Annotated in this window: 1 protein-coding gene; it reads right to left on the bottom strand. The window is 67.3% G+C overall.

The window, feature by feature from the left end:
* Positions 1-38: 38 nt before the first annotated feature.
* Positions 39-20,993 (bottom strand): non-ribosomal peptide synthase/polyketide synthase, encoded by a 20,955-nt coding sequence (locus Q7514_RS18620; RefSeq protein WP_330134736.1) that lies wholly within the window; start codon positions 20,991-20,993, stop codon positions 39-41.
* Positions 20,994-21,044: the final 51 nt, after the last annotated feature.

Genomic DNA, 21,044 nt, shown 5'->3' with positions numbered 1-21,044 from the left:
AGTCGATCCTCCATTATCCCGAACGAGTCCGCAGCGGACTAATCCCCATCGGTGACGGCTTCGGCGGCTGCGACCACGTCGCGGATCAGTCGAGCGAAGCCGTCGGCGCCGAGTTGCGGCAGCATGCCCGGGACGAGACCGTTGAGCACGACCGACACCAGCGCTTCGGCAGTGAGTGCGCCGCCCGTCGTCGAGGCCATCGTCTCCAGACGCTGCGCGAACTCGCCGAACGTGACGTCGCGGTCTCCATGGCGGAACGCGACGGTGTCCGGCGCTGCCGCAGCCGCACGGGCTGCAAGATCCGGCAGGTCCGCAACCGTCCGGGCCTTCCGCGGGCGGGCCGCGCGGGCACGCTCGTCCTCGCTGCGCAGGTCGATGGAGCGCAGCACGATCTGCGGGTCGTCGGTCACGGCGTCGAGGACACGGCGGAATCGTTCGATGAACACCTCGATCGTGCCGCGGTCGAACAAGGCGGTCGCGAAAGTGAATGTCACATCCATGTCGCCCAGGGAACCGCCGTCGGTGAACCGTTCGACGACGGTGCACTGGAGGTCGAACTTCGCCTGGTCGGCGCCGGTCTCGAGTGGCTGGACCACCAGACCCGGGAGCTCGAGGGTGCCGGTGTCGATGTTCTGGAAAGTGAGCATCACCTGGAACAGCGGAGTGTGCGCGCCGGTGCGGCGCACCCCCAATGTGTCCACGAGCCGCTCGAACGGGACATCGGCGTTGCCGAACGCCGCCAGGTCCTTCTCCTTCGCCTGCCCGAGCAGGTCGGCGAACGTCGACCCTCCCGCGACCCGAGTGCGCAACACGAGAGTGTTGACGAACATGCCCACGAGGTCGTCGAGTGCCTCTTCCCCGCGGCCCGCGGTCGGGGTACCGACCGTGATGTCCTCGGATCCGGACAGTCGCGACATCAACACTGCGAACGCCGCGTGCATCATCATGAACACGGTGGCGCCCTGATCACGCGCTGTCTTCTCGACCCGCTGGGCGAGTGTCTCACCCAGCGCGAACGTGATCGACTCGCCGTCGGTCGACTGTCGCGCCGGACGCGGCCGGTCGGTGGGCAGGGCGAGCACCTCGGGTACACCGGCGAGCTCGGCGGTCCAGTACGCGAGCTGGCGCGCCAGTTCGCTGTCCGGATCCGCGTCGTCGCCGAGCACCGACGACTGCCACAGCGTGTAATCGGCGTACTGGACGTCGAGCGGAGCCCAGTCCGGTGTCGTGCCCTCCACGCGCGCCAGGTACGCGACCATCACGTCGCGAATCAGCGGACGCATCGAATAACCGTCGGCGCTGATGTGGTGGGCGACGACGGCGAGCACATGCTCGGTGGTGTCGGCGACCCGGAACAGCGCGACCCGCACGGGCGGGGTCTGGGCGGTGACATCGAACCCGGTGCCGAGCACCTCGGTGAGCCGTCCGACGAGATCGCCCGCCGACACCGCGATCGGTTCGAGATCTGGCGTCGCGTCCGCGACAGCCAGCACGACCTGGACCGGGCCGTCCTCGGTGTCCGGGTACACCGTGCGCAGCACCTCGTGCCGGGCGACGACGTCGGCGACCGCCGCACGGAGCACGTCCGTGTCGAGAGCACCGGTGAGCCGCACCGCAACCGGGATGTTGTAGACGCCGGACTCCGGGTCGACCCGGTTGAGGGTCCACATGCGTTGCTGTGCGAGCGACAGCGGGACCCGATCGGGTCGCGGGCCGGCGACGAGCGCGGCGCGTGCACCGTGTCCGACGGACGGCTGGATGTGCGCCGCGAGTGCCACGATCGTCGATGCCTCGAACACGGTGCGCACCGCGACACGGGTCTCGAGGGCCGCACCGAGCCGGGCGGACAGCTGCGTCGCGAGCAGCGAGTTGCCGCCCAGTTCGAAGAAGTCATCGTCCAGACCGACTCGTTCGATGCCGAGCAGTTCCGCCACGGTCGCCGCGACGATCTCCTCGACCGGTGTGGTGGGCGACCGGAAGGCGACCGCCTCGAGTTCCGGTTCGGGTAGTGCCGCGCGGTCGAGCTTGCCGTTCGTGTTGAGCGGCAGCGAGTCGAGGACGACGAAGGCCGACGGCACCATGTACGACGGCAGACGCGCCGCGAGGCGCACCCTGAGCGCATCGACGTCGACGCCCTCGTGCGCCGGCACCCCGTCGGCACCGTTGCCCGACGGCACGACGTACGCGACGAGGCGATCGCCGATGTGGGCGTCATTGCGGACGAGCACCGCGACGTCACGGACCGCGTCCAGGTCGCGGAGCACCCCTTCGATTTCGCCGAGTTCGATGCGGTAGCCGCGGACCTTGATCTGGAAGTCGGCGCGCTCGAGATACTCCAGGTTGCCTTCGCGGTTCCAGCGCACGATATCGCCGGTGCGGTACATGCGACCGCGGCCGAACGGGTCGGCGACGAACCGGTCCGCGGTGAGGTCGGCGCGGTCGTGGTAGCCGCGGGCGAGCTGGATACCCGCAAGGTACAGCTCACCGGCGACACCCGGCGGGACCGGCCGCAGCCGACCGTCGAGTACGTACACGGCGGTGTTCCACTCGGGCACACCGATGGGTACCGCGACGGAGTCGTCGTCGCCCACCTCGTGGACGGTGACGGACACGGCGGCTTCGGTCGGTCCGTACAGGTTGAACAGGACCGCACCGTTCGACGCGCGGAACTGCTGGGCGACCGGCGCCGGAAGCGCCTCACCGATGGCGAGCACCCGCCGCAACGACGGCGACACCTCGCCGTGCGCGACGGTCATGAGCATCGACAGCATCGACGGCACCGTGTGCAATGTCGTCACGTGCTGCTCGCGCAGCAGGGTCAGCAGGTAGTCGGGGTCGCGGTGACCGTCGGCTGTCGCGACGACCAGGCGCGCCCCCGAGGTCAGGGCGGACCAGAACTCCCACACCGACAGGTCGAACGTCGCGATGGTCTTGAGCAGCACCGCGTCGTCCGGCCCGAGATCGAACGCGGATCGTTTCCACTCGAGCTGGTTGACGATCGCGGCGTGCGGCACTGCGACGCCCTTCGGGCGACCGGTCGACCCGGACGTGAAGATCACGTAGGCGGTGTTGTGTGCGCGTAGCGGCGACGTGCGGTCGCGGTCGGTGATCGGCGCGTCGGAGTAGTCCGACAGGTCGAGCTCGTCGAGTACGACCTCGGGCACAGCAGGCTGCTCGATCCTGTCTGCCGCCGTGGTGATCACCGCTGTGGGTGCGGCGGTGCCGAGGATGTACCGGTTGCGCTCGGACGGCTGATCCGGGTCGACGGGCACGTAGGCGGCACCGGTCTTCGCGATCGCGTACATACCGATCAGCAACTCGGGTGAGCGGCGGACGGCGAGCGCGACGCGGTCCTCCGGACCGACCCCGAGACCGATCAGGTGCCGGGCGAGACGGTTGACCGCCGTATCGAACTCGGTGTACGTCCACTGTGCGTCCTCGTATACGAGCGCCACCGCGTCGCCGTCATGTCGGACCTGCGCGTCGAACAGGTCGACGAGCGTGCGAGAACCGTCGACGTCGTGATCGGTGTCGTTCCACGTGGTGAGCACGTCGTCGCGCTCGCCGGGGAGCAGCACCGCATGATCACCGACGGGCGCGGCGGGTGCCTGCAGGACGGCACCGAGGAGTTGTTCGAACCTGGCAGCCACATCGCTGGCGGTGTCGGCGTCGAACAGATCGGTGGCGTACGTCAGGATCGCGTCGATGCCGGCGGGTGCGCCCGCATCGTCATAGCGGTCCGCGACGATCAGGTGCAGGTCGAACTGGGCCGTTCCGCCCTCGAGATCCAGCGGAGCCACCGCGAGTCCGGGGAGTTGCAGCTCCGTTCCGGCCTGGTTCTGGAACGAGAAGCCCACCTGGAACAGCGGATGACGGGCCGTCGAACGCTCCGGATTGAGCACCTCGACGAGTCGCTCGAACGGCACGTCGGCATGCGCGAACGCCTGCAGATCCGTCTCGCGGGCCGCCGCGAGGAGATCGGTGAACGATGCTCCTGCGTCGACCTCGAGCCGAAGCACGAGGGTGTTGACGAACATGCCGATGATGTCTTCGACGGCCTGTTCGTTGCGACCCGCGATGGGGGTGCCCACCGCAATGTCCGAGGTTCCGGACAGTCGTGCGAGCAGCGCCGCGAACGCCGCGTGCACGGCCATGAACACGGTCGCATTGTGGCTGCGGGCCAGGTCTCTGAGCCCGGCGTGCACATCGGCGCCGACAACGAACTCGATGCGGTCACCGCGGAAGGACTGCTGCGCCGGCCGAGGACGGTCGAGCGGCAGGTCCAACTGATCGGGCAGATCGGCGAGCGTATCTCGCCAGTAGCCGAGCTGCTGTGCCGCAATCGATTCCGGGTCGCCCTCGGAGCCGAGTACCTCGCGCTGCCACAAGGCGTAATCGGCGTACTGCACCTGCAGCGGCGCCCACACCGGATCGGTGCCGGAGGTGTGCGCCGCGTACGCGGTGACGAGATCGCGCACGAGTGGAACCATCGACGAGCCGTCGGCGCTGATGTGGTGCACCACGACCGCGAGCACATGCTCGTCCTCGGCCACTCGCAGCAGCTGTATGAGCATCGGCACTTCGGCCGTCACGTCGAAGGTCGTCGCGGCGATCGCCCGAAGGCGCATCTCGAGGTCGCCCCCGTCGATGTTCATCGGAGTGAGATCGACGGACATCTGGGAAGCGGGGAGGATCTTCTGCACGGGACCGTCGCCGGTCTCGGGATACTCGGTGCGCAGCGTTTCGTGCCGCGCCACCAGGTCGGCGACTGCGGACTGCAACGCTGCGGCGTCGAGTTCGCCGGTCAACCGCAACGCGAACGGAATGTTGTAGGCCGTCGATTCCGGATCGAACCGGTTGAGGAACCACATCCGTTGCTGCGCCAACGACAACGGCACCCGCACCGGACGCTGCCGCGCCTCGAGCGGAACCCGTCCACCACGACCCGACTCCTGCTCCACCCGCGCCGCCAACGCCGACACCGTCGACGCCTCGAACAGCGCGCGCACCGGAACCTGCGCGTCCAACGCCGCACCGAGCCGCGACACCACCTGCGTCGCGATCAGCGAGTTACCACCGAGGGCGAAGAAGTCGTCGTCCGCACCGACCCGCTCGGTACCGAGCACATCGGCGAACACACCCGCCACGATCTCCTCGATCGGAGTGGACGGCGCCCGGAACTCGCGCGTCTCGAACACCGGTTCCGGCAGTGCCCGACGATCCAGCTTGCCGTTGACCGTCAGCGGAATCGACTCGATCACCATGAACGCGGACGGCACCATGTACTCGGGCACCACCGCACCCACGCCGTCACGCAGCGCATCAACGTCGACCGAAACACCCTCGACAGGAACAACATACGCAACGATCCGCGCAGCACCCGGCGCATCCTCACGCACGATCACCGCGGCCTGCGCAACCGGATCCTGCGCCAGCACCGCCGCCTCGACCTCACCGAGTTCGATGCGGAAACCACGGATCTTGACCTGGTCGTCGGCACGCCCCAGATACTCGAGATCACCCGAGACCACCCAGCGCGCAACATCACCGGTGCGGTACAACAACGCACCGTCCGCCGAGAACGGATCGGCCACGAACCGCGCCGACGACAACTCGGGTCGACGCAGATAGCCGCGCGCGAGCTGACCGCCACCGACGTACATCTCGCCCGCGACGCCTACCGGGACCGGCTGGAGACGCCTGTCGAGCACGTACACGCGCAGACCCGCGATAGGCACACCCACCACACTGGCCGACCCGGCCTCGGCGAGTTCCGCGCCGATCTCCCGATACGACACATGCACCGTCGTCTCGGTGATCCCGTACATGTTCACGAGGCGCGGCGCAGTGCCACTTCCCCGTCGCTGCGCTTGCCCGGCATCGCCGTGCCGCTCGAACCACCCCGCGAGACGGCGCGGCTCGAGCGCCTCACCACCGAAGATCACATACCGCAGCGCCAACTGCGCACCGCCGGACGCCACACGATCGGCCTCAGCCAGTTGGTAGAACGCCGACGGCGTCTGGTTCAGCACCGTCACCTGGTCTCGAACCAGCAACTCCCGGAACGCTTCCGGCGACCTGGACGTGAAGTAGTCGACGATCACCAGAGTCCCGCCGTACAACAGCGGACCCCACAGCTCCCACACCGAGAAGTCGAACGCGTAACTGTGGAACATCGTCCACACATCCGAGGAACCGAACCCGTACACCGATTCGGTGTTGACCATCAACCGCACCGCGTTGCGATGCGGAATCAACACGCCCTTCGGCCGGCCCGTCGAACCCGACGTGTAGATCACATACGCAAGGTTCGTCGAAGCAAGAGTCCCGAGACGCTCCGCATCGATGATCGGTGCGTCGTCCACAGTGGAAAGATCGACCCGGTCGAGTTCGATCACCGGAATACCACTCGGGAACGACACGTCCTCGTCCGAGTGCGTCACGACCGCGACCGGCTGCGCATCCGACACCAGGAACTCGATGCGCTCGGTAGGCGAGTTCGGGTCGACCGGCAGGTATCCGCCGCCCGCCTCGAGCACAGCGAGCAGCGCCACCACCAGATCCACCGATCGTGGCAGCGTCACCGCCACCAGCGATTCCGGCCCCACACCGACGTCGATCAGGTGCCGCGCCAGACGCCGCACCCGCGAGCCGAGTTCACGGTAGGACACCGCGTCGTCGCCGAATTTCACTGCCACGGCATCACCGCGTGCAGCAACCTGCGCCTCGAACATGTCCACCAGCGTCGCGTCCGCCGGCGCCACGTCGTCACCCAGCGAGTTCCACCGCGACACGACGAGCTCGCGCTCGAAGTCGTCGAGAATCCCGATGTCGCCGACCACGACCGTCGGATTCTCCACCACCGCGCGAAGGATCCGCAGCAACTGCTCTGCGAACGCCGCGACACGCAGATCGTCGAACAGGTCGGTGGCGTAGGTGATCGCGAAATCCATACCGCCGGCGCCGCCCCCGGCACCGATCGACCCTGAGTCGACGATATCGGCGAAGGTGAACTGCAGATCGAACTTTGCTGTGGGAGCTTCGTATTCGAGTGCACTCGCGGTGATCCCGTCGAGTTCGAAGTCCACGGCGCCGGTGTTCTGGAACGTCAAAGCCACCTGGAACAGGGGATGTCGCGCCTGTGACCGTTCGGGATCGATGATCTCGACGAGTCGCTCGAACGGGACGTCGGCGTGAGCGAAGGCATCGAGGTCGGTCTCGCGGACCTGAGCGAGCAACTGCTCGAACGGCACATCGTTGTCGAACGTGGTGCGCAGCACCAGGGTGTTGACGAACATGCCGATGAGGTCGTCGAGTGCTGCCTCGCCGCGACCGGCGATCGGAGTGCCGATCGCGACATCGTCGGTGTCCGACAGCCTCGACAGCAGCACGCTCAGAGCAGCGTGAATCACCATGAACAACGACGTGTTGTGTTCGCGCGCCAGCGTATGCAGGCGTGCGTGCAGCGTGGGGTCGATCCGGAAACTGCTGGTCCGGCCTTCGCCGGTCGCGGTCTCGGGGCGCAGCCGGTCGGACGGAAGATCCAGCTGATCCGGAATCCCGGCGAGCTGGGAGGTCCAGTATCCGATCTGCTCCGCGAGCACCGACTCGGGATCGTCCTCGGATCCGAGCACGTCGCGTTGCCACAGGGAGTAGTCGGTGTACTGGACAGCGAGCGGCGACCAGACCGGCGGCTCGCCGTGTGTCCGCGCCGCGTAGGCGACCATGATGTCGCGCGCGAGCGGACGCAGCGAGAATCCGTCGGATGCGATGTGGTGCACCACGAGGAACAGCACGTGTTCGCGTGTGCCGAGTTCGAAGAGCACCACCCGCATCGGGACCTCGACGGTCACGTCGAATCCCTTCTCGGTGAGTTGCTCCGCACGCACGATCAGCGACGCCTCGTCGACGCTCTCGGTGGTCAACTCGACCGCATGCGAGGTGAGTACGGACTGGTATCCCACACCGTCGATGTCCGGGTAGATCGTGCGGAGCGACTCGTGACGTTCGACGACATCGCCGAGCGCGGCGGCCAACGCCGCCACATCGAGTGTCCCGGTCAATCTGACACCGACCGGAATGTTGTTCACCGCAGATGCGGCGTCGAAGCGGTTGAGGAACCACATGCGCTGCTGGGCAGGTGACAGCGGAATCCGCTCCGGGCGCGCGCGACGTGTGAGCTGCGGCCGGGTTCCGGTTCCGGTGGCCTGCTCGACGCGTACCGCCAGCGCTTCGACGGTGGGGGCGTCGAAGAGTGCGCGCACGGGAATCCGGGTGCCGAGTGCGTCGCCGAGACGAGCGACGACCTGCGTCGCCACGAGCGAATTGCCGCCGAGGGCGAAGAAGTCGTCGTCGCGGCCCGCTCGCGGAATCCCGAGAACCTGCGCGAAGACGCCCGCGACGATCTCCTCGACCGGAGTGCGCGGTGGCATGAACTCGCGGACCTCGAAGGTCGGAACCGGCAACGCATTTCGATCGACCTTCCCGCTGGCATTGAGGGGGAACGCGTCGAGGGTGACGATCGCCGACGGGACCATGTACGACGGCAGCACCTGTGCGAGTTCGGCCTTGATGTCGAGTGGGTCGAGGGTGTTTCCGGACGTGGGCACCACGTACGCCACGAGCTGCGCGCCGGCGCCCGGGTCGTCGCGGACGATCGCAACGGCCTGCCTGACCCCGCTCACCTCCACGAGAGCCGACTCGATTTCGCCGAGCTCGATCCGGAGGCCACGAAGTTTGACCTGGTGGTCCGTGCGGCCGAGGTATTCGAGCTCGAGCGTCGCGTCGGACCGGCCGGACGTCGCCGGGGTCCATCTCACGAGGTCGCCGGTCCGGTACATGCGCGCACCGGTCGTCGAGCGCGGATCCGCGACGAATCGCTCCGCGGTCAGATCCGCTCGGCCATGGTAGCCGCGGGCGAGCTGGGCACCCGTGAGATAGAGCTCTCCCGACACTCCGATGGGAACCGAGCGCAGCCGCGAGTCGAGCACGAGCACGTCGGTGTTCCAGACAGGGCGGCCGATCGGCACGACCCGATCGTCGTCCGTCTCAGCGGTGCGGTACACGGTCTGCACCGTCGCTTCGGTCGGACCGTACACGTTGTGCACGGGAGCATCGCCGAGTGCGGCGAAGCGGGCTGCGCTGGAGGCGGCGAGCGCCTCGCCACCACAGAACACATGGGTGAGCGATGCAGCCGCGGCCTCCTCGAGATGCTCGAGGACCGCGTCGAAGACGGTGGGGACGAACTGCACCACGGTGGTGGGGGTTCTCCCGATCTCCGCTGCCAGTCGAGCGGGATCGCGATGGAGATCCGGGGACCCTACGACGATGGACGCACCGGTCTGCAGCGGCAGGAAGATCTCCCACACCGATGCGTCGAACGTCACGGGCGTCTTGAGCAGGACTGCGTCGGTCTCCGTGAACGCGAATCGATCCTGCATCCACAGCATCTGGTTGACGACGGAGCCGTGGGTCACGCCGACGCCCTTGGGCCGTCCGGTCGATCCGGACGTGTACAGCACGTACGCGAGGTTCTCGTCGCGCAACGGTGCGGTGCGGTCGGCGTCGGTGAGAGGCCTGTCGTCGAATCCCGACAGGTCGAGTGCGTCGAGGTCACATGTGGTGACCGAGGTTCCCGACGGCACGGATGCAGCAGACCCGGCAGTCAGGAGCAGCGACGGCGCCGAGGATTCGAGAATGAACTCGATGCGTTCGGAGGGCTGGTCGGGATCGACCGGCACGTACGCACCGCCGGCGGCCATCACCGCGTGTACGGCGACGACCATATCGACGGACCGGGTCAGTGCGACACCCACGCGGGTGTCGGGCCCGACGCCGCGGTGGACGAGGTAACGGGCGAGCCGGTAGACGTCGCGTCCGAATTCCCGGTACGTCCGTGGTGTACCGAGCGCGTCGGTACCCGGGATCAGTGCGCGAGCATCCGGGGTGCGTTCCACCTGGCGGTCGAGCAGGTCGGGCAGCGTGATCGCGGGGTCGATGCTGCGCTCGGATCCTCGGGACGCCGACTCGACCGCGGCGAGTTCGCTGCCCGTGAGCAGCGGAAGGTCGCCGACCGGCAATGCCGGGGTGCTCGTGATCGCCTCGAGCAACGAGACGAACTTCTCGCCCATCCCCGCGATGGTCGAAGCATCGAATAGGTCTGTGGCGTAGGAGAATTCGACCGAATAGCCGCCGTCTGCGGTGTCGTGGAGCGGAGCGTCGAGAACCGTCACCACGAGATCGAACTTCGACATACCGCTGTCGAGTGGGATGTTGGACACGGTCATGCCCGGCAGTTCGAGCGACACCTGGCCGACGTTCTGGAATGCGAGCATCACCTGGAACAGTGGGTTGTGGGCCTGGCTGCGGACGGGCGCGAGTACATCGACGAGCCGCTCGAACGGGATCTCTGCATGCGCGAAGGCGCCGAGATCGGATTCACGTACGTGGGCGAGCAGTTCGCCGAACGTCTTCGCGGAATCGACATTCGTGCGCAGCACGAGAGTGTTCACGAACATCCCGATCAGGCCGTCGAGGGTACGCTCACCGCGACCGGCGACCGGGGTGCCGATCGTGATGTCGTCGGACGCGCCGAGCCGTGCGAGGAGCACCGCGAGGGCGGTGTGGACCACCATGAATTCTGTGGTGCGCTGTTCGTGCGACAGCCGATCGATCGCGGTACGCAGGTCGGCGCTGATCTCGAATCGATGCACTGCCCCGGCATTGGTGGCCACCGCCGGGCGGGGCCTGTCGGTGGGCAGTTCGAGGCTCGCAGGTACTCCGTCGAGCGCGTCGATCCAGTACCGGATCTGCTGGGAGACCAGTGAATCGGGATCGTCTTCGGAACCGAGGACGTCGCGCTGCCACAGCGTGTAGTCGGCGTACTGAACCTCGAGCGGTTCCCACGCCGGATCGTCGCCGGTCGAGCGTGCCGCGTAGGCGATCATGATGTCGCGGGTGAGCGGGACCATCGAGAACCCGTCCGCGGCGATATGGTGCAGGACCGCCACCAGCAGGTGCTCGTCGGATGCGAGCTCGAGCAGGCAGACGGCGAGCGGAACTTCGTGCGCCACGTCGAACGCGGTGCCGGCGAGCTCGCGCAGCGCCGCGGGGACGTCCGCCTCGGTTGTGGGAATACTCTCCAGCGCGATCGCGACGTCGACCGGGGCGAGGATCTTCTGGTATCCGTAGCCGTCGACGTCCGGGTAGATGGTGCGCAGCGATTCGTGCCGCGCGACGACGTCCCGCAGTGCCTCTTCGAGTGCCGCGACGTCGAGCTTGCCCGACAACCGCACTGCAACCGGGATGTTGTTCACCGACGAGTCCGGGTCGAAACGGTTGAGGAACCACATCCGCTGCTGCGCCAGCGACAGGGGCACCCGGGCCGGGCGATCCTGTGCGACCAGGGGGATCCGGTCCGTCTCGACCGAACTGGACTCGGCCGCAACAGCGAGCGATTCGACAGTCGACGCCTCGAAGATCATTCGCAGCGGCAGGCGATGACCGACCGCCTCGCCGATCCGAGACACCACCTGGGTCGCGATCAGCGAGTTGCCGCCGAGCGCGAAGAAGTCGTCGTCGAGCCCGACCCGGTCGAGACCGAGGACGTCGGCGATGACCGACGCCACGATCTGCTCGATGGGTGTGGTCGGTGCCCGGAACTCCTTGACCTCGAACACGGGTTCCGGCAGCGCTCTACGGTCCAGCTTGCCCGCCGGGCTCAGCGGCAGCCGCTCGAGCACGACGTACGCAGTGGGGACCATGTAGGCGGGCAGTCGGGTCGAGAGAACACGTGAGATCGCTGCCGTGTCGAGCGCGGCCCCGGGATGTCCGACGAGATAGGCGACGAGCTGCTCACCCGAACGCGGATCCGATCGCACCAGGACGACGGCGTGGGAGACATCGGCGGCTTCGAGGAGGGCGGCTTCGATCTCGCCGAGCTCGATCCGCAGGCCTCGCAGCTTGACCTGGAAGTCGGTACGGCCGATATATTCGAGCTCGCCGGAACGCCGGCCCCACTTGACGAGGTCGCCGGTTCGGTAGAGGCGCTCGCCCGCTGCGTACGGCGAGGCGACGAACCGCTCTGCGGTGAGGTCCGGGCGTGTCACGTATCCCCGCGCCAATTGCACGCCCGACAGGTACAGCTCGCCCGCGACACCCACAGGGACCGGCCTGAGCCGGCCGTCGAGAACGTAGACACCGGTGTTCCACACCGGGACACCGATCGGGACGGACACCGAGTCGGCCCTGGTGACCTCGTGGTAGGTCACATCGACCGCAGCCTCGGTGGGTCCGTACAGGTTGTGCAGACGCACTTGGGGCAGTGCCGTGCGCAGGCGATCCGCGACCGTCGCCGAGAGCGCCTCGCCGGAGGCGAACACGGCCCGTAGTGCCGACACCTCCTCGACCCCGGAGGCCGCCACGAACACGGCGAGCATCGACGGCACGAAATGAGCAACCGACACCGAGTTCTCGATCATCGTCCGCACAAGGTAATCCGGGTCGCGATGGCCGTCGGGGGCGGCGATCACGAGGCGGGCGCCCACCTGCAGCGGCCAGAAGAACTCCCACACCGACACGTCGAACGTGAACGGCGTCTTCTGCAGCACGACGTCGTCGGCGTCGAGCCGGTACCGGTCCTGCATCCACAGGAGGCGGTTCACGATCGAGGCGTGCGAGACCGCTACACCCTTCGGCCGACCCGTCGACCCCGACGTGAACAACACATACGCAACATTCGACGACCGCAACGGCGAAACACGATCCACATCCGACAACACCGCATCCGACAACCCCGACACATCCAACGAGTCGAGCTCCACCACCGGCACCGACACACCCTCGGCAACAAACCCATCACGAGCAGTCGTCACCACCACCACAGGAGCAGCAGTCCGCAAAATGTACCCATTACGATCAACCGGCTGATCCGGATCCAACGGCACATACGCACCACCGGCCCGAACAATCGCATACATCCCCACCAACAGATCCAACGACCGACGCACCGCCAGACCCACCGTCGACTCCGGCCCCACACCCACCGAAACCAAATAACGCGCAACCCGATTCACACGAGAATCGAACTCCGCAAACGTCAACGACCGACCCTCGAACTCGACCGCCACCGCATCCGGCGTCCGACGCACCTGCGCCTCGAACAAATCCACCAACGTCAACGACGACTCGACCGCATGCCCCGTGTCGTTCCACCGCTCCAACACCACAGACCGCTCATCACCATCGAGCAGATCGATATCACCGACCCGCACAGACGGATCCGCCACGACAGCCTCGAGCACACGCACGAAACGGTCGGCGAAACCATGCGCGGTTGCGGCGTCGAACAGGTCGGTCGCGTACGTGAATGCAGCTCCGAGTCCGTTGGGTACACCGTCGCCGTCGAATGCCTCGGTGAGGGTCAGCTGCAGGTCGAACTTGGCGACGGCCGAGTCGATGTCGACGACGTCGAGAGTCAATCCGCGCAGATCGATGCGCGAGGCCCGGAGGTTCTCGAACGACAGCATCACCTGGAACAACGGGTGCCGCGCCGTCGAGCGCTCCGGATTCAGCACCTCGACGAGACGCTCGAACGGCACATCCGCGTGCCCGAACGCACCGAGTGCGCTGTCACGGGCCCGGGCCAGATGGCCGGTGAACTCGTCGGCTGCGTCGACCTCGGTGCGCAACACGAGCGTGTTGACGAACATGCCGATCAGATCGTCGAGTGCCTGCTCGCCGCGGCCGGCCACGGGCGTGCCGATCGCGATGTCGTCCTGTCCGGACAGGCGCGACAGCATCACCGACAGCGCCGCGTGCACGACCATGAACAGCGACGCGTTACGAGTGCGGGCGAGATCGACCAGCCCCCGGTGCAATTCGGGGTCGATTCGGAACTCCACTGTCGCGCCGGCGTACGACTGCTGGCTCGGCCTCGGCCGGTCCGCAGGAAGGTCGAGCTGGTCGGGGATCCCCGCCAGGGTGCGATGCCAGTAGTCGAGCTGACGTGAGATCAGCGATTGTTCGTCGTCCTCGGAGCCGAGGATCTGTCGCTGCCACAGCGTGTAATCGGTGTACTGGACGGGCAACGGCGCCCACGACGGCTCTTCCCAGTCTGTCCGCGCGGTATAGGCCACCATGATGTCGCGCGCCATCGGGCCGATCGACCAGCCGTCGGCCGAAATATGGTGCACCACCACGACGAGCACATGTTCTGCGTCGCCGAGTTCGAACAGCTCGGCGCGGATCGGGACGTCGGAGGTCACATCGAGGCCGGCGGAGGCGAGTCGACGGACCGCCTCGGGCAACTCGTCTGCTGCGATCACGGTCGGGGTCAGGTCGGGAACGACCTCGGCCGCGGCCCGAATCACCTGGTGCGGCCCCTCGGGCGAGTCCGGGAAGACGGTGCGCAACGATTCGTGGCGATCGATGACGTCCATGATCGACACCTGCAGGGCGGCGACGTCGAGGTTGCCGCGAAGCCGCAGCGCCATCGGCAGATTGTAGGTCGCCGACTGCGTATCGAATCGATTGAGGAACCACATGCGCTGCTGTGCGAGCGAGAGCGGAACCCGTTCGGGCCGAGGCATCTTCGACAGCGCGATGCGTGCACCGCGACCTGCCTCCTGCTCGACCCGCACGGCGAGCGCAGCGACGGTGGTGGACTCGAACAGCGCCCGCACGGGGACCTGGGCGTCGAGCGCGACACCGAGCCGGGAGACCACCTGCGTCGCGAGCAGGGAGTTGCCGCCGAGCTCGAAGAAGTCGTCGTCGAGGCCGACGACCTGCAGCGCGAGAACGTCGGCGAACACCGTTGCCACGGTCTCTTCGATCGGCGTGGTCGGCGCGCGGAACTCGCGGTAGGTGATCACGAGTTCGGGTTCCGGCAGTGCACGCCGGTCGAGCTTCCCGATCGGGGTGAGGGGTACGTCGTCGAGAACGATGATCTGCGACGGAACCATGTACGAGGGCAACGACAGACCCACGTGGCGTGCGAGATCTGCGGTATCGATGTCTGTGGTTCCGACACCGGGAAGGGCGTGCACGTACGACACGAGAGCCGTTTGACCCGAAGGCATTTCGTGACCGATGGTGGCTGCGAAGTCCACGAGGTCGTGGGTCAGCAATGCCGCGTCGATCTCACCGAGCTCGATGCGGTAACCGCGGACCTTGACCTGGAAATCGGATCGGCCGGTGAAGACCAGCCGATCGTCGTCGTTCCAGCGGACGAGGTCGCCGGTGCGGTACATGCGGTCGCCAGGGCCGCCGAACGGGTTCGCAACGAAACGATCCGCGGTGAGCGGCCCCCGACGGTGATAGCCGCGGGCGAGAGCATCGCCGGCAAGATACAGCTCGCCGGACACCCCCGCCGGTACCGGTCGCAGACGTCGGTCGAGCACGAGTGCGACCACACCGGCGACAGGGGTACCCACGGTGATCCGGCCGTCGACCGACAGCTCGGCCCGGGTCGACACGATCGTCGTCTCGGTCGGTCCGTACGCGTTGAAGAAACGGCGGCCCGGTGCCCACCGGGCGACGAGATCGGTCGTGGAGGCGTCGCCACCGACGTTGAGCGTCCGGAGCGAATCCAGGCCGGTGGGATCGACCGATCCGAGCACTGCCGGGGTGATGACCGCATGGGTGACCTTCGTGGCCGCGATGAGTGCGCGCAGCTCTGCACCGCCGTAGATCGAGGGCGGAGTGACGACGAGCTCGGCACCTGTCGACCCCGCGAGTGTCCAGTCGAGCACCGACGGGTCGAAACTCGGCGAACAGATGTGGAGGATCCGCGAATCCTCGGTGACCTCGTAGAGTTCGACGGACTCACGGACGAGTCCGGCCAGGCCGGTATGTGTGACGGCCACGCCCTTCGGCCGGCCGGTCGAACCCGAGGTGTAGATGACGTAGGCGGTGTGGTCCGGGCGGAGCGTGCGAATCCGGTCGGCGTCGTCGATCGGATCACTCGAGAGCGCCGCGCACTCCGCGACGAATCCATCATCGCCGAGGTCGATCCAATCGACGACGGCCGGGAGGGTGCCGGTTCGCTCCGCTGTCGTCAGGCCGGCCAGTGCGCCCGAATCGCCGAGCATGTGGGCGATGCGCTCGGCCGGATGCTCGGGGTCGACCGGTAGGTACGCCGCACCGGTCTTGGCCACCGACCAGACGCCGAGGACCATTTCCCAGGAACGCGGAAACGCCAGCGCCACAATTTCTTCCGGACCGGCTCCTATCCCGATGAGATAGCGGGCGATCCGATTCGACATGTCGTCGAGCTCACGGTAGGTGATCGTCGTGTCGCCGTCGCGCACCGCGATGCGGTCGGGGTGAAGGCGGGCACCCTCGACGAGGAGCTCGACGAGTGTGACGTGCTCGGTGACGACGGAGCCCTGGTTCGCAACCAGGCGATCGACCTCGCCGGGAGAGAGGATCTCGAGGTCGCCGACGGGGGTCGTGGGGTCGGTGACGACACCATCGAGAATGCGCACGAATCGTTCACCGAACGCGGCGACGGTGGCCTCGTCGAACAGGTCGGTGGCGAACTCGAAGACCGCGCCGAGCCCTGCCGGGCGTCCGTCGTCGAGCTGCTCGGTGACCCAGAGCTGGATGTCGAACTTCGAGATCGGCATGTCGAGCTCGGTGCCCACCGCGTGGACGCCCGCGAACGACACGTCGCGCGCGTGCGCCGGCTCGAGCGACAACGCCGCCTGGAACAGCGGGTGCCGCGCGGTCGAGCGAGTGGGGTTCAGTACCTCGACGAGCCGCTCGAACGGCACATCGGCGTTCGAGAACGCGGTCAGGTCCGTTCCGCGGACGTCACCGAGGAATTCCGCGAACGAGGCGCCCGGGTCGATCCGGCTGCGCAACACGAGGGTGTTGACGAACATACCGATCAGGTCGTCGAGTTCCTTCTCGCCGCGGCCCGCGACAGCGGTCCCGATCGCGATGTCGCTGGACCCGCTCAGTCGTGACAGCAGCACTGCGTACGCGGCGTGCACGACCATGAACAGCGATGCGTGGTGTGTGCGAGCGAGATCGACCAGGCGCCGGTGAGTTTCGGCGTCGATGTCGAACCGGTGCTTGCATCCGCCGTAGCTGGCGACCGCGGGGCGCGGCCGATCGGATGGCAGGTCGAGCTGATCGGGGAGCCCGTCGAGCTCCTCGACCCAATAGGCGATCTGCTGCGCAGCAACGGATTCCGAATCGGATTCGACGCCGAGTGCGGAGCGTTGCCACACCGCGTAATCGGCGTACTGGATCGGCAGCGGCGCCCACTGCGGCGCGTGTCCATCTGCCCGCGCCGAGTACGCGGTGACGACGTCGCGAGCGAATGGACCGAACGATGATCCGTCGGACGCGATGTGGTGCAACACCATTGCGAGCACATACGTGGCCGGCGGCACCGACTCGGCACCGATGTCAGGGACGAGCCGATACAGTGCCACCCGGAACGGAACGTCGGTCGTGACGTCGAATCCGTCGCCGGCCATCGCCACGACAGCGGCCCGAAGTCCGGCTTCGTCGACGTCGATGGGCTCGAGGACCGAGGTGACCTGCCCGGTCGGCAGGATGACCTGGCGGGGTTCACCGTCGACCTCGGGGTAGACGGTCCGTAGCGTCTCGTGCCGGTCCACCACGTCGGCGAATCCGTCGGACAGCGCCCGCGGGTCGACTTCGCCGGTGAGGCGAACGGTGAACGGCAGGTTGTACGCCGCGGTCGTGGTGTCGAACCGGTTGATGAACCAGATGCGCTGCTGCGCGGTCGACAGTGGCAGCACGTCGGGCCGAGGTCGCGCCACCAACGCGCTCCGCGCACCCGATCCGATCTGCTTTGCCACCCGGGTGGCGAGACCCACCACGGTGGATGCCTCGAACAACGCACGCACCGGAATCTGGGTGTCGAGCGCGGCACCGATTCGGGAGACGACCTGGGTGGCCACGAGTGAATTGCCGCCCAGCTCGAAGAAGTCGTCGTCGAGGCCCACCCGTTCGACGCCGAGAACCTCACCGAACGCGGCGGACACCGCCCGTTCCGCCGGGGTACGGGGTTCACGGAAGGTGCGGGTACTACTGAAGACCGGCTGCGGCAGCGCCTTGCGATCGAGCTTGCCACTGGTGTTGAGCGGAAGTTCCTCGAGCACCATCAGCGATGCCGGGACCATGTACGACGGCAACGCACGCTCGGCGTGATCCGCCAGATCCGAGACATCGATCGTCGCTGCCGGGGCGGGCACGACGTAGCCGACCAGTTGATCGCCGGTGGGGGTCTGAACCACGAGCACGACGGTCTGTGAGACGGCGTCGTGCGAGAGCAGTACTGCTTCGATCTCACCGAGTTCGATGCGCTGGCCGCGGAACTTCACCTGGAAGTCGGTGCGCCCGATGTAGTCGAGGATGCCGTGGTAGCCGTCGGGTGACACCCAGCGGACGAGATCGCCTGTGCGGTACATCCGCTCGCCCGGCGCACCGAACGGGTCGGCAAGGAACCGATCGGAGGTCAGGTCGGGCCGGTCGAGGTATCCGCGGGCGAGCTGGACGCCGGCGAGATAGAGCTCTCCCGGGCGTCCCACCGGGACGGGGCGGAGGCGGCGGTCGAGCACGTAGGCGCGGCTGTTCCACTGCGGGACGCCGATCGGGACGCTGTGCACGTCGCCCGGCCCGGCGCGGTGGTAGGTGATCGACACCGCGGCCTCGGTGGGGCCGTAGAGGTTGTGCAGGCCTGCGGAGCACAGCTGCGCGAAGTCGGCGGCCGTCTCGGAGGGCAGCGCTTCGCCGATGACGAAGACGTCGCGCAGACTGTCGCAGCTCCCCTCGGGTGCGTTGGCCACGAACACGGTGAGCATCGACGGCACGAAGTCGGTGAGCGTCACCCGATGCTCGGCGATCTTGTTCGCGACGTAGACCGGGTCCCGATGCCCGTCCGGGGTTGCGATCACGAGGGTCGCGCCCACGCGCAACGGCATGAAGAAACCCCACAGCGACACGTCGAACGTGGTGGCGGTCTTCTGCAGGTACACATCGGTGGATGCCACGTCGTACTGGTCGTTCATCCACTGGATCTGATTGTCGATCGCAGCGTGGGCGACCGCGACGCCCTTGGGGCGGCCCGTGGACCCGGACGTGAAGATCACGTACGCGGTGGTGTCGGCCCGCACGGGACCGCGACGCTCCGAGTCGGTGAGCGGGCCACCGTCGCGCGAGGAGTGGTCGAACGTGTCGATCTCGACGATCGGTGCGGCGTCGGGGAGCTCGCCGCGGTCGCGCGAGGTGGTGAGCACCGTGACCGGTTTCGCGGTGTCGAGGATGTATTCGGTGCGGTCGGCCGGGTGGTCCGGGTCGAGCGGAACCCAGGCACCGCCGGCCTCGAGGATCGCGTACATGCCGACGAGGAGTTCGAAGGAGCGGCGGACACACAGCCCGACCAGCGATTCGGGGCCGACACCGCGGTCGACGAGCTCGCGGGCGAGGGAGTTGATCCTCGATGCGAACTCGCCGTAGGTCAGCGATTCACCCTCGTAGACCAGTGCCGTCGCGCGGGGTGTCGCGGCGGCCTGAGCCCGGAAATCGGCGAGCAGAGTGCGCCCCTCGACGGGGTGATCGGTGCGGTTCCAATCGACCACGACGCGGTCGAGTTCGGCGTTTCCGGCGAGCGGGATGTCCCAGACGAGCCGATCGGCGCCGGACGCGACGAAACGGTCGAAGAACTCGACGAATCGCGCGTGGTTGGCACGTGCTTGTTCTGCCGCGTAGAGGTTGGGATTGGACTCGAAGTCGATGTGGACGCGGGTGCCGCCGCTCTTGTAGACGTTGACACCGAGGTCTTCGATGAGACCGGTCGACAGGATGTTGATGTGCCCGACCATGTCGCCGAGGCGAATCTCGTTCTCGAACAGCATGATGTTGACCCACGGCCCGAAGAACGTGGACTGTGCTCCGGCCGACGTGTCGCGGTCTCGGACGATGTCCTCATGCCGGTAACGCTGATGCCGCAGGGCTCCGGACACTGCGGACCCCGCTGCGGCGACCAGGTCGTGGACGGTGGTGTCGTCGGTGACGTCCAGGCGCAGTGGCACGACGTTCGAGACCATGCTTCCGGAGCGACGCAGCACCGCGTTCGTCCGCGCGGCGACGGGCAGGCTCAGTACGACGTCGGTGCGCCCGGTCATCTGCGCGACGTACGCGGCGAAGGCAGCCACGACGGCCGTCGCGAGACTCGCTCCCTCACGCTCGGCGAGCAGGTCGACGTGGTGTTCGGTGTCGTCGGTCAGCGCAGCGCTGTCGATGCGGCTGACGGGCGCGGGCGCTGCCGTGCGGTCGGCCAGGCTCGACGGTTCCTCGATGCCCTCGATCTGTCCCGCCCAGTACTCGCGATCGTCGGCAAACCGTTTCGAGTCGCGGTAGTCCATCTCGACGTCATAGACCTTGCGCAGGTCCGACGCGCGGTTCGGGCTGGGTTCGACCCCTTCCACTGCCGCGGTGTACAGCTCCGCAATGCGGGTCATGAACGTTGCCGCGGCGAATCCGTCGAGTGCGAGATGGTGGACGCGGTTGTACCAGAAGTAGCGGGACTCACCGATGCGGAGCACCGTCGCGGCGATGAGCCGATCGCGGAGGACGTCCACGGGCCGGCTTCGGTCTTCGCGCATCCACTCCAGTGCGGCCTGGCGCGGGTCGTCCTCCTCGCGCAGATCCACGTATCCGAGCGGGGCCTCCAGCGTGGGGTCGACAAGCTGATAGGGATGCGCGTCCACCTCGATGAAGCGGAGGAACCCGGACCCCGTTTCGAGAGCCGCGCGGGCACTGGATTCACGAAGTATGTCGAGATCGAGATGACCGTCGAGTTCGACGTACTGGGCGATGTTGGCTGGCACCGTCGGGTCGACGTGCTGGGCGAACCACATACCCAGCTGTGCCGGCGAGAGGGGAAACGCACCGGGCGGCACCGCTGCCGCACTCGTCCTCTTCGTTTCCGAGCCGCCGATACCCAGCGAGTCCAAACCCCAACCTTCCTCTCACCGTCGGACGACGACCGACCTGCGCACCGACCT

The sequence above is a fragment of the Rhodococcus artemisiae genome, assembly GCF_036327795.1.
Lineage (GTDB): Bacteria > Actinomycetota > Actinomycetes > Mycobacteriales > Mycobacteriaceae > Rhodococcus > Rhodococcus artemisiae.
The sequence above is the reverse complement of the archived record's forward strand: the minus strand, read 5'-3'. Positions and strand labels throughout refer to the sequence as shown.